The sequence below is a fragment of the Shivajiella indica genome (assembly GCF_042683085.1).
GTDB lineage: Bacteria > Bacteroidota > Bacteroidia > Cytophagales > Cyclobacteriaceae > Shivajiella > Shivajiella indica.
This window is the reverse complement of the sequence record NZ_JBHUIV010000016.1, coordinates 249,975-263,276: the sequence shown is the minus strand read 5'-3', so window position 1 is coordinate 263,276 and position 13,302 is coordinate 249,975. Positions and strand designations below refer to the sequence as shown.

The window sequence follows — 13,302 nt, the reverse complement described above, 5'->3', positions numbered from 1 at the left end:
TTCAATCATATCAGCAATCTGGAAAAAAATAGATTACTGCTTAATCCTATAGTTCAAACTCAAATTGATCTGTCGTCTTACATTCTGAAAATCCCCATAGGTGATAAATCCTTCCCCTTCCAGAATATACCTGTCCCATCTGGAGTTGAAGATATCGGTGATGTTCAATACTAGAGTTCCTCTCTTTTTTAAAATATCCTTACTGGCTGAGAGATCCATAAAAAATATTCCCTTTCGGACACCTTGGGCGATTTGTTGCCTGGCCTGATAATTGGCCCTGACTTGGGCAATTATTCCATTTCCAAAAGAAAAACGGGAGTTCTGTCTCGCATTCCAGGAATAGGTGGTAGCAGTGAAATCGGTTTGAATATTACTTCCATCAATATTGGCATAAAAAAAGTTGAGGTTGACGTCAATTTTCCACCAAGGGAAAAGGACATAATCTGTGGTAAACTCAAGCCCAAAGGATTGTTCCCCATTCAGGTTTTCCGGTAGGGTCGTGGCATTTCCTTCATTGTCCACCGTTCTGATCCTTTCGATTTTGTCCACTGTATTTCTGTAGAATACTGTAGAAAACAGGGTGCCTTTTTCAAAATATTTTATATGACCCAATTCGAATGCGTCAGTGAATTCGGGTTCAAGATCCGGGTTGCCGCTGAAAAAATTTCTTGCATCTGAGAAAGTTACAAATGGACTTAAATCATTGTAAAAAGGCCTTCTTACCCTTTTGCTATAACTGAGCTGCAGACCATTTTCCTCTGTGAAATTATAAGTTACATGAGCACTTGGGAATAGGTTGACATAATTTCTTGGGTTTTCTTCGTTGGTTTTCACCAAAGTGGTTTTGATATCTGTCCATTCTGTTCTCAATCCACCCTGATAGCTCAGTTTCTTGGTTTTGTTTCCCAAAATGCCATAGAGCGCATGGATGTTTTCCCTGTATAGGAAAATGTTGTCCAATCCTGGAATGGGTTCAAAATCGCCCTGTTCGTTTTGTTCTTCCACAATGAAATCATTTTCCATATCCCGGAAGCTGCTTCGGATCCCCGTTTCCAATTTTCCTTCGTTCCCAATGGGTTTGGTATAGTCTATCTGGAACAGGTATTGCTTTTCAAATTCATCATTGATGGAGGTTTGCACCAATGACCGTGAGGGAATCAATACCCCTTCCGGTGAATAAGTAGATTCAGTAAATAACTGATCAGAGTTTTCCCAGTAATCCAAATAGGTCAAAACCGTGGTAAGTTCATGTCCTTTTTGATCAAAGGTCCGTTTATAGGTAAGTAGGATTTCTGAATTGGGTTCTTTTTCAGTTTCATCCTGCCTTCGCAAAGAATAACTCTGCATGTTGTCCATGTTAAAAATAAAATCATCGTACCTGATGTCGGTAATCCTATGGGCATCACTTCTTCTCAGGGAATAAGAGCCGGTCAGAATGCTGTTTTCATTGAAAAAATAATCCAAACCTGCCCTGACATTATTATCAATTGAATTGACAACCCCTTCTGTGGATTGGTCAGAAATAAAAAGGGTGTCACCTCCAAATGCCTCTTGGTATAAAGTGCCAATCCTAGGAACCTTTCTTTTGGCAATGCCATAGTTAATGAACCAGTTTATTTTTTTATGTCTATAGTTCAGATTGGCCGCCAACCCAAGGTTGGTAGGTGTTCCGGCAATAACTTCAAAGGAACCGTTAAATCCGCTATTGTTTTCCTTTTTTAGGATGATATTGATCACACCGGCCATACCTTCCGCCTCATACCTTGCAGATGGATTGGTGATGATCTCTACCCGCTCTACCATGCTTGCAGGCAATTGCTGTAAACCTCTGCTACCTTTAAAGCTAACAAGGCCCGAAGGTTTCCCATCCACTAAAATCCTGACATTATCAGATCCCCTTAGCCGGACATTCCCTTGGGTATCCACAGTTACTGAGGGGAGGTTCATCAAAAGGTCAGAAGTAGTCCGGCCGGCATTGGCCAGGTCTTCACCTACATTAAATACCCTTTTATCCAGGGCAAGTTCCATCAAGGGTTTTTCTCCCTGTACAATTACTTCCTCCAAATTGTCAAAACTTGGGCTCAGCAATATGTTTTCAAATATATGTCTAGGATTTTCTCTTGAAATTGAAAAAATTGGACTCTTATAAGGTTCGAAACCCATAAATTCAACCAAAAGGTAATAATCTCCAAACGGCACACTCAGGTTGAAAGCCCCATTTTCATCCGTGATGCTTCCTTCAACCAAGTTGTTTTGATTATCATAAACGGCCACTGTGGCGAAATTCAGGGCGGATGAGGAACTTTGCTCCACTACCTTTCCAACAATACTTCCCTTTCCTACTTGTTGGGCTACAAGTTGGCCATTGCTAAAAACCATCATGGCAAATAAACCCAAGACCAGAAGTGGTCTTCGGTAATTTCTGGAGATTGAAAAAAGAAGCAATTTTACTGGGTTTAAATAGGTTGAATCAATTGTATGAACAATTTGTCCAACAATCCTTCCTGAAAGATAGGTTTTAAAAATATAAGACTGTAATGGATTTTGATGGATGGAACGAATCTTCTTTTACCTACTTATACAGATTTTAACCCATAAATATTTTTGTTGATGAAATCATTTCGGAATTTTCCATTTGGATCATGTACCTCCAATAATCCTTTAAAATCATCCATCCTTGAGTACCTTTCATTCAAAGTTTCATATGGAATTGTAAATAGCTTCCCCCAATGAGGTTTGGGGTTGAAAGGGGCTAATTTCTGTTCCATTTTAGGTAATAATGCCATCACTTCCGGGATTTCCTGTTTCCAGGTAGTATGGATGGCTACTGAGTCTTGTTGGTAACATGTACTCATCCATAAATTATCCCCTTTTATGGCTCTTATTTCTGAAATAAACAAATGGGGACTAATCTGATCAGCAATCTCATTCACAGCCATCAGGGCTTCATAAGCTTTTGCGAATGGGATAAAGTATTCGGATTGCAGCTCTTTGCCGGCACTGGGCTGAAATTCCATTTTGAAATGGGGCAACCTATCATACCATGGCCCAGGAATTCCCAGTTGTTCGGTACAACTTTCCGCCGATATGGATTCTACCGGATGTACATTTTCAGAGGCCATAGGGGCACCAAAAAGTTCTTTTGGGAAGTCAGGGGTTTCTCCTTTCTGCAATTTTTTCTTGACCCAGACCTCATTGATGAGATTGGTCTTCCAATCCAAAAACAGACTGACACTGTACCCCATAGACATGATGGCGTTGAAATTATCCTTCAATGCTTCCATTGGTAAGTTCCTGTAAACTACTTGGGCCACCTCAAAAGTAGGTACAAGATCCAAGGTAACTTTTGTGACAAGACCTAAGGCCCCCAGTCCAACTACAGCGCCATTGAATACATCCCCATCTTCTCTGGACAATTGGATCAGTTCCCCTTTCGCATTGATAAATTCAATTCCCGAAACGCTGCTTGCCAAATTTCCATTTTCCACACCGGATCCATGGGTTGCCGTGGAAATAGAGCCCGCTATGGAAATATGGGGCAAAGAAGCGAGATTATGTAAAGCAAAGCCGTTTTCATGAAGGTATTCACAAAGTTCTCCGTATTTCATACCTCCTTCCACGGTTACTGTTGATTGCTCCTTATCCAAGGCTACAATTTTATTCAGTTTTTGGGTGGAGATTAGATTTTGATCATTGTCAGCAATGGAATTGAAAGAATGTCTTGATCCCAATGCTTTCATTTTGGAAAGTTTTTTGATCAGTTGCTGTACTTCTTCTACAGTTTCCGGATAATGTACATTGGTAGTATTGTATTGCAGGTTTTCGGCCCAGTTTTTAAGGAATATCGGATCCATTGAATCAGGTTTTTTTGGTGAACAGGAAGTCCAAGAGTTAAGTAGAGTTCCTCCAATCAGTAATGAAGAGTTTTTTAGAAATGTTCTTTTATCCATGATGTAAGATTCAAGTGACGGAATTGTATTAATTTATTAATTATTCAATTGAAACCTTCATCCGGCCAAGGGCAAGGTTCTCCTGTGAGCAAAAATTTAGGCCGGTCTGCATTCACACTTCTTAAATATTGGCCCAAAGCAGTTGCCATTTCTTTAACTTTTTGGGGATGAGCTGAGGCAAGGTTGTGGCTTTCACCAATATCATCTGCTAAATTGAATAATTCCAACTCCCCGGTTTTGTACCAGTAAACCAATTTCCAATCCCCCATTCTGATAGTGCTCGTTGCCCCGATGCCGGGACCTTCAGGCCCCCACTTATTGGGATAGTGCCACACCAAAGCCCTTTCATCTGAAGAATTCAGCTTTTTCCCCTTTAATATCGGTACAAAACTAACGCCGTCTACTTCCTGAATTGTTTGGAAGTTTTGCACATTGGCCATTTCCAAAATGGATGGAAAGAAATCATCAATGATTACATACTCGCTTGAAATACGGGGTCCTTCGACTACTCCGGGCCATTTTACAATCATGGGGACTCTAATCCCACCTTCATAAGCTGAACCTTTACCACTATTTAAGGGACTATTATGGGTATGGGGTCTACCTCCTCGGGCTTCGGCACTTAACCCTCCATTGTCCGACATAAACAAAATAATGGTGTTTTTATCGAGGTCGTTGTTTTTTAGATAATTCATGATATTTCCCAAACTTTTGTCCATTCCTTCAACCATAGATGCATACCTGGCCTCGGGCTCTTCCATACCCATTTCCTTATATTTTTTGAAAAAACGGTGGTCAGGTTCCAAAGGAATATGGACTGTATAGTGGGATAGATAAAGATAAAATGGTTTTTCTACTTCTTTTGCCCTTTCAAGGGCCAATATGGCTTCCTTGGTAAGAACGTCAGTGAGATTTACTGTGTCCCCATGGTATTTTTCCAAACCTGGAACACCCCAGGGTTTGGTGTGTGTTCCAGGTTCCTTGTTGCCGAAATTTTTCTCTCCCAGGAAGCTTCCAAGTCCTCCTGCAGCATGCCCGGCAATATTTATATCAAAACCCAAATTCAATGGGTCTTCTCCCGGAGTTCCCATTGCCCCCCAATGGGCCTTTCCGACATGAATGGTATGGTAACCATTTTCTTGAAGGAGCTTTGGCAAACTGGTTGCGCTAACGGAATGATTGATGCTATCCACAGGTTGAAGTCCGTTAATATTCCAATCTGGGAATTCGAGGATTTCATCTGAATGATCCTGGGAAACATCTTTTAGCAAGGTCCAATTGGTCACTTTATGCCTGGCTGGATTCATGCCGGTCATCAAACTGGTTCTTGAAGGAGAACATACCGCATGGGCATATGCTTGTGTAAATTTGACACCCTCTGCTGCAAGCCTTTCCATATTTGGGGTATAGTATAACTTATTCTTCTCGGTAGTGTTGGACCAGAAAGGCACGGAGCTGTCCTGCCAACCCATATCATCAACTATGAAGACAATAATATTTGGCTTGACCAAAGCATCCTCTTTCGGGAAACAGGAGAATGTCAATAGGAGGATATTCAATATTAGAAGGCAATAATAATTTTTCTCCATACTGAGAGTATATTCAAAGTCAAGATAAGCCACTAATCCTTTTGGATTTCAGGTACAAAATACAAAACAGAACTACAAAGCAAAAGGAACTGAGCAAGTCATGCCTTAGGAAGTTTCCGCTATGGTAAATAGCTTTAGAAAATCATGGATAAAATGATGTAAAATACTGAAGGACAAAGCAGGCACCCCAATCCGGTATAAAAAGTTGCAGTCACTGCACCATAAGGGACGAGTTTGGGATCGGTGGCAGCTAATCCTGCAGCCACTCCACTGGAAGTACCCATCAGTCCCCCATAGGCCATGGCCGCTTCCGGGCTGTTCAAATGTATTTTTTTGGCAACAATGGGGGTAAATATGGTCACTACAATTGTTTTCACAACACCGGTAGCAATGCTTAGGGCTATCACCTCCGAAGAAGCGCCTATTGCTGCACCTGTAACCGGACCCACAATATACGTGCAGGCCCCAGCCCCTATGGTACATATGCTGGCAACATCAGTATAGCCCCAAGCAAGAGCAAGGAGAACACCTATAAAAAAAAATAAAACTATCCCTGATAATAAGGAAACCATACCTAGAAATCCTGCTCTTTTGACCAGAAAAAAACTTGCCCCCATTGCAGTGGCCACAATAGTGAAGTCCCGGAACATGGCCCCACCAAAGAATCCTACACCTTTGAAAATCGAAATATCCGAAATACCTTTTTCTCCTCCAGTGAATGCCCCTCCCAAATAGCCCAATACCAAACCCAGAAAAATAGCAATGGCAGACCCGGGAATTCTCCCTTTAAATATTCTTTTGGAAAGGATATCTGAAAAAAGAACCAGAAGTCCTATGACCAAAAAGCCAAAGACCAAACCGTTTTTTTCAATCAGGTCAAGAAGGATTTCCATTGGATTTTGGGCTGAAATTTTTGACTAGGATGGGAAAAACAAGAAAACAAACTAAAACAGGAATAGAACCTGCTGCAAGGGCCAAGGTTCCTGCAGAAACAGCAGACTTTACGTTCAGACTGGCTGCCATGGCGATGACAACAGGTATATAGAGTTTACTCCAAAAGTCCATTCCTGACTCCATTTCGTGGGTCAGACGATTGTTTTTGATAAACCATTCTTTCAGCAGCATCAGGATCATCATGGCGAAACCCACTCCGCCCACATTGGCATTAATTCCAATAAAATAGCCCAGTGCCTCACCTAGCCATTGGCCGAGCAAGTAGGAAAGAGCCAGTAAAGCAACTCCATAAATGTTCATATATGTTAAAAGAGTTTTTTCAATTCATTTTTAGTCACTTTTCCCATGGCATTTCTGGGAAGGTCATGGACCGATAAATATTTTCTGGGTGTTTTATAGGCAGGCAATCTTTCTCTCATCCAATGATTTAGTTTTTCCAGATCAAGATGCTCATAGGGGATTACCGCTGCAGCAACAATTTCACCCCATTCCTCATTGGGAATTCCAATTACCCCACAGTCTTTTACACTTGGATGTGTTCTCAATATTTCCTCAATTTCCAAAGCTGAAATTTTATAACCTCCGGATTTGATAATATCGACTGAATCACGTCCTAAAATTTTGAAATAACCATTCTCCATTACCGCAATATCTCCAGTTTTGAACCAACCGTCTTTGGTGAATGCTTTTTGGGTGGCCTCCTGTTTTCCCCAGTATTCTTTAAAAACGTTAGAACCCTTAACCTGAATTTCACCAGCTTGGTCAAAAGGGATGACTTCATCAGATTCATTGCAAATCCTGATGTCCACACCAGGTAAAGGCTGACCGATATGGCCTGCCCTTCTCTCTCCTTCATAAGGATTGCTGATGGCCATTCCAATTTCTGTCATTCCATATCGCTCCAATAAGTAATGACCGGATATTTGGTGCCATTTTTCCATGACCGATACAGGTAATGCCGCAGAGCCTGAAACCATCAACCTGAATTTTTCAAGAATTTGGGTAATCTCCTTTTGTTCAATCAGAGATAATGTTTCGAAATACGCAATCAGCTTGAAATAAACAGTTGGAACTGCCATAAAAACATTGACATTTCCCTTTTTGAAAATTTCAAAAACTCCGGTTGCGTCAAACTGGGGTAAAAATTCCACTGTAGCGCCTGACCAAAGTGCGCAGGAATTTACATTGATGATGCCATGAACGTGATGTAGCGGTAAGATGGATAAGGTATAATCCTGTTGACTCCATTGCCATGCCTCTACCAAAGTGCTGACCTGTGCTTCAATATTTGCATGGGTGGTCAGTACTCCTTTAGGTAAGCTCGTGGTCCCACTGGTATACAGGATCATCGCGCCTCTGTCTTTGCTTACTTTAGGAAGTTCAAATGATCCATATTCCGGAAAGTTTCCGATTTTTATAAATCGGATTCCACTTGTCGAAAAATAGGGTGAAAGGATTTCTTCATATTCAGGACTTGCAATGATGATTGTAGCCCCTGTGTCCTCAATGACATATTTCAGGGAGGGAAAAGGATAGGTAATGCATAAAGGCGCTGCAATTCCACCGGCCAACCAAATGCCCCATTGCACAGTGATATAATCAAAACCTGGTGAAACCATAAAAGCAACCCTATTTTGGTTTAAATCAGTTTCTCCATCCAAAAGAAAAGATGCCACAGCCTTGCTCTTTGTCAACAGGGTTTGATATGAATAGGATTTATCTTTATCAACAATGGCTATTTTATCGGGTAGGTTCTCTGCTGTTTCAAAAATTTTAAGCATAAGGGAGAAAGGTATTTTGGGTTGAAATTGGTTTTAATATTATGAATTAAAACCAAATATTCAGCATCTTATTTTTTCTTAGGAATAAAAAATTATTTAAAAAAGTGTCGGTTTTGAGGCCCGGATTTTGTTTTTTCTTGGTAATGCCAAATACTATAGCAAAATTTAAAGTCCATATCATGTATTCACCTAATCCTTCAAACATGAATTCAAATCAAACCAGAAGAGTTTTTGTCAAAAACCTTGGTGTTCTAGGTTTTGGAGCTTCAATCAGTCCAATTATATTGCAAAGTTGTGGTGGAACAAACACCCAAACAGTAGTGGAAGAAGCCACAAAAGAAATGTTTTTTAAAATTTCCCTGGCCCAATGGTCATTGCATAAAGCCCTATTTGCCAAAGAATTGGATAATTTGGATTTCGCCGCTTTCGCAAAAAACGAATTTGGAATCGATGCAGTGGAATACGTCAATGCTTTTTTCATGGATAAGGCAAAGGATATGGATTACTTGGGCCAAATGAAACAAAGATGTGAGGATAATGGCGTAAAAAGTGTTTTAATCATGGTAGACGGTGAAGGATATTTAGGAGACGTGGACGCTAAGTCAAGAATGGAATCTGTTGAAAAACATAAAAAATGGGTGGAAGCCGCCAAGTTTTTGGGTTGCCATTCCATCCGTGTCAATGCCTTTGGCAGGGGAACTGCCGAAGAGGTTGGTACAGCGGCCATTGACGGTTTGAGGAACTTATGTGAATTTGCCAAACCATTCGACATCAATGTGATTGTGGAAAATCATGGCAGCTATTCTTCCAATGGTAAATGGCTGGCCAATGTCATCCAAAGTACTGGAATGGACAATTGTGGAACTTTACCGGATTTCGCCAACTTCTGTATCAAAAGGTCTGATGGATCTGAGTGGGGTGGAGAATGTATTGAGGAGTATGACAGGTATATCGGTACTGCTGAAATGATGCCTTTTGCCAAAGGGGTTAGCGCCAAGACCTATGACTTTGATGAGAATGGCAATTGTATTGAAACTGACTATGAAAAAATCCTGAAAATTGTCAAAGATGCCGGATATAGGGGATATATAGGGATTGAATATGAAGGAAGTAACCTTTCTGAGGTGGAAGGCATTAGAGCTACCAAAGCCTTGTTGGAGAGGGTAGGACCTATCGTGTAACCTGAACTGGGGAAATTAAAAAAAATAAAGTGTATAGAATACAGATTTTGCGCCTCTTTAAGATTTTAAAAAAATAACGAACCACAATAGTAAACAAAGTTCACAATAGAAATCCCTTACTTGAGCTTACCATTTGGGAATTAAACAAGGTTTTAATCTCTTCCTTTTGTGTTTCTTTTGTTTCTATTGTGGTTCAAAAAGCTTCCTTCATTTTTCATTAATTGTTTATTCCAAGACTTCCAACAAATAGAATTGGTACGGTTGAAATTCAAGGAATTCATTGTCTGGGCCTACTTCAAATTCCTGACCTGACCAATGATCCAACAACCTTTTGGGAGCTAGGGTATGTTCTTTGAATGCAAACCAGGTCAAATGGGTTTGGAATTTACTGTAATTGAATGCCCCAAAAAAACGCTCATCTCCCTTGTCCCTCATAAATACCGCCACATGCTTATTTTGTGGGGAGGACCAGGTGAGATTCTTCAAATCAGCAATGACCGGCAATTTCTTCCTGATTTGAATTAATTTTTGGGTTTGTGTGAAAATCCTGTTTTCTATGGTTCCTGTTTTATCGGACAGCTTAATTTTTTTCCAATCGATAATCGGTCTATGCATCCACCGGTTATCATAACTCTTGCCGGGATCTTCTTCATAACTGTAATCATTGGTGTATCCCACTTCGTCACCATAATACAAAATGGGGAGTCCGCCAATGAATAAGGAATTGGCCTGCATCAGAATAATTTTGTGGATAGATTCTTCGATATGGTCAGGATTATTTACTTTGATAGCTTTTTCAAGACCGCATAATGAAGCTAAGGTGCCACTGATACGGGCATCACCGGTCTTTGGGTTGGAGGAAAATAACTTACCCATAGCAGGACTTTCCGGATATTTCCCTGAATAATAGTCCATTAAATATTTCCTGTGTTTATAAGGCTCTTTTCCGGCAGCTTTGATGGTATGGTTTTCGTAGCCAAGCCCAATATCATCATGGCATCGGGTATAGGTAATCCAGGATGTACCAAACGGTTTTTTCAAAATTTCATGCTGGGCAGCCATCATCACATCCGTTTCTCCTGTTGCTAACATGTCCCATTGGAGCGCCATTTGTACCGCGTTATAGGCAAAATCACATTCCTGAGCAGTAAATTCTCCTGTGCCGAAGTACTTAATGATTTCTTTGGGAGCCACAATGGCTTCTCCCAATAAGGCCATGCCAGGACTTGCCACCATTACACATTGCTTGATCAGCCGCAACAAGGTATGGACTTGGGGAAGGTTTTGACAAGTTGTTCCGGTTTGTTTCCAAATAAAAGCAGGTGCATCTACCCGTAACACATCTACTCCTAAATTGGCATAAAATAAGATGTTATCCATCATTTCCCTAAGTACCATGGGATTCATGTAGTTGAGGTCCCATTGGTATTCATGGAACACGGTCATCACCCATTTTTGGCAAGCTTCTGACCATGTGAAATTCCCTGGGGAAGATTCAGGAAATATTTCCGGCATATGTTCCTCATATTGGTTGGGAATCCAACGGTTTTCATACATATAATAAAAATCCTGATAATAAGCATCTCCGGCTTTTGCTTTTTCGGCCCATTCATGACGGTGAGAGGTATGATTGAGGACAATGTCCAACATAAGGTATATGTCCTTCTTTTGCATGTTTTCAATCAGTCCCTTCAAGTCTTCTATTGTGCCGAATCGTTCATCAATTTTTCTGAAATCAGAAACTGCATATCCTCCATCACTTTCACCTTCAGGACTTTGAAACAGTGGCATGAGGTGTAGAAAATTCACCCCAAGCTTGGACAGGTAGTTTAATTTTGAAGGCATCTTTTTAAGACCTCCTGAAAATCTGTCCACATAAAGACTCATACCCACTATTTCATTGCTTAAGAACCAATGTCCTTTCTTCGCCTTTTGCTCATCCCTTTTTTTCAGGCCATTGCTTCTTTCATTATTGGCGCGGAATAGTGTGACCACCAATTTTTCAAACATTTCATCTTTATGGGGATGGGTGCTATAAATCTGATAATATAACTGACTGATAGTTGACAGTTTTTCTCTAAGCCTTTCCAAAAAGGCAGGATCATAGGATCGAATTTGATGTTTTTCAATGATATGAAAGATAAAATCTGAAAGGGAATGGTCCTTTACCATATTGTTATTAGCGTGTAGGTTTTAGGTTTTCAATAGGATTGGGAGAAATTTTATTTGCAATGGTGGTTAATGCCCTCCTCCCGTTGGAATGTTTTGGGTACTTACATCGTGTGTTTCCTTGATTCTAAGTACAGCAGCTGCGGCGATAAGTAGTAAAACACCAGCAAATAGAATGGCTATACCAGGGTCATTGTTTAGAAAATATTTGGAAATGAATCCAAAGCTGATCGTTTGTAAAATCATGGGTACTACAATCATCATATTGATAATCCCCATATAGACCCCATATCTTTCTTTTGGTATCTCATTTACCACCAGCAAATAGGGTATTCCCATCATGCTGGCCCAGGCTATCCCAAAACCAGTCATTGGGGCAAAAAGAAGGTATTTGTTTTCAATAAATGGGAAAATCAGCAAGCCTGTTCCGGCAAGTAAAAGACATACAAAATGGACTTTTCTTGGGCCGTATTTCTTGGCAACACCCACCAGACCAAAGGCGGTTAAGAAGGTTACTACATTGTACCAGCCATTAACCAGACCTGTCCAGCCTACTGCTTCTTCAAATAGCTTCATATCTGCGGTTGGGGAAGTTTTCCATACAGATTGGGCGATACTCTTCGCGGCATTTTGCCAATAGACAAATAAAGCGTACCACTGGAAAAGATAAACCAAAGCCAATTTCCACATCACCAGGGGCATATCAAATACTGCATTGATTATCTCCACATTCTGCCCGAAAATCATACTCAGCTTCTGGTTTTCTTCAATGGCTCTAATATTCCTTCTGATCAGTCCCTTTCTGAAAATCGCTGGAATCAACAGCAATACAAAGTAAATGTATATGACCAAGGCGGATATAAGGGAGAGGAAAAACTGAATGACCAAAGGTGGCTTCCCTTCATTTTCTGACCTAATTTTGAGCAACTCTTCATCGGTGGGAGGAATTTCCGGGGTTTTATAGATACTCCAGCCCACTGAAGTGATCGAACATATGGTTCCCAAAAAGAAAGAAGCATAAACCCAAACAGGTAATGAACCTGCAGTTCCTGGAATGTAGAGTTGGAAAACGAAGAGCGAGAGATTGGCTAAAGTAATCCCTAAGCCAGTAAAAAAGCTTTGAGTAAGAAAACCCTTGGCATATTGTTCAGAAGGAAGTTTATCTGCAATCAGGGCCCGGTAAGGTTCCATTGCCGTATTATTAGCAGCATCCAATATCCAAAGCAATCCTGCAGCCATCCATAAACTGCTGCTAAAGGGATATAAAAACAAAGAGATACTACAGAAAAGCGCACCGATGAAAAAATAAGGTCTTCTTCTCCCAAATTTGGGATGCCAGGTCCTGTCACTCAATGCCCCTATGATAGGTTGGATCAAAAGTCCTGTCATAGGCCCGGCAAGGTTTAGAATAGGAATTTCATGAGGCTGTGCACCGAGCATATCGTATATAGGGTTGACAGCACTTTGTTGCAAGCCGAAACTATACTGAATACCAAAGAAACCAACGTTCATGTTGATGATCTGGCTAAAGGAAAGACGGGGTTTATTCATCCTTTGGGATTATAATGGGTTAATAAGTGCCTAAATTCTTTTTGAATTAAAAAAGACTGCATTAGGCAAACTAAAATAGAAAAATATTCTTTCTTTATTTTTAGTAAACAAAAAATTTGTAATGGAA

Annotated in this window: 9 protein-coding genes; 1 reads left to right on the top strand and 8 read right to left on the bottom strand. The window is 40.5% G+C overall.

The annotated features are described in order from the left end of the window. Window positions 1-33: 33 nt before the first annotated feature. From ACFSKV_RS10610 to ACFSKV_RS10585, 6 genes are all read right to left on the bottom strand, one after another. The gene (locus ACFSKV_RS10610; RefSeq protein WP_380803305.1) at window positions 34-2,382 is read right to left on the bottom strand and encodes a TonB-dependent receptor; all 2,349 of its coding nucleotides are present in this window, start codon (window positions 2,380-2,382) and stop codon (window positions 34-36) included. 194 nt (window positions 2,383-2,576) lie between these two features. After that, window positions 2,577-3,950, bottom strand: coding sequence for an FAD-binding protein (locus ACFSKV_RS10605; RefSeq protein ID WP_417774590.1), 1,374 nt, complete (start codon window positions 3,948-3,950; stop codon window positions 2,577-2,579). A gap of 44 nt (window positions 3,951-3,994) precedes the next feature. Continuing rightward, window positions 3,995-5,539 carry a sulfatase gene (locus tag ACFSKV_RS10600; protein ID WP_380802345.1) on the bottom strand — a complete coding sequence of 515 codons (1,545 nt, stop codon included), beginning with the start codon at window positions 5,537-5,539 and terminating at the stop codon, window positions 3,995-3,997. A gap of 134 nt (window positions 5,540-5,673) precedes the next feature. Further along, entirely contained in the window at window positions 5,674-6,432 is a 759-nt protein-coding gene (gene madM / locus ACFSKV_RS10595) for a malonate transporter subunit MadM (RefSeq protein ID WP_380802343.1), read from the bottom strand. After that, window positions 6,416-6,793 (bottom strand): malonate transporter subunit MadL, encoded by a 378-nt coding sequence (gene madL / locus ACFSKV_RS10590; protein ID WP_380802340.1) that lies wholly within the window; start codon window positions 6,791-6,793, stop codon window positions 6,416-6,418. Before madL ends, madM begins: the two co-directional genes overlap by 17 nt. Window positions 6,794-6,798: 5 nt before the next feature. Beyond that, window positions 6,799-8,274: an acyl-CoA synthetase gene (locus tag ACFSKV_RS10585; RefSeq protein ID WP_380802337.1), complete on the bottom strand. Its 1,476-nt coding sequence runs from the start codon at window positions 8,272-8,274 to the stop codon at window positions 6,799-6,801. Window positions 8,275-8,477: 203 nt separating this feature from the next. Here ACFSKV_RS10585 and ACFSKV_RS10580 point away from each other — a divergent pair, with 203 nt between their 5' ends. Then, the gene (locus tag ACFSKV_RS10580) at window positions 8,478-9,455 is read left to right on the top strand and encodes a sugar phosphate isomerase/epimerase family protein (RefSeq protein WP_380802335.1); all 978 of its coding nucleotides are present in this window, start codon (window positions 8,478-8,480) and stop codon (window positions 9,453-9,455) included. A 225-nt stretch (window positions 9,456-9,680) separates the two neighbouring features. Here ACFSKV_RS10580 and ACFSKV_RS10575 read toward each other — a convergent pair whose 3' ends face one another. Both ACFSKV_RS10575 and ACFSKV_RS10570 read right to left on the bottom strand, forming a co-directional pair. Beyond that, a complete protein-coding gene (locus ACFSKV_RS10575) occupies window positions 9,681-11,627 on the bottom strand; it encodes an amylosucrase (RefSeq protein WP_380802333.1) in 1,947 nt (648 codons plus the stop codon). 66 nt (window positions 11,628-11,693) lie between these two features. Then, complete coding sequence (locus ACFSKV_RS10570; protein ID WP_380802330.1) at window positions 11,694-13,175, bottom strand: MFS transporter; 1,482 nt, start codon at window positions 13,173-13,175, stop codon at window positions 11,694-11,696. Between the last annotated feature and the right edge of the window lie 127 nt (window positions 13,176-13,302).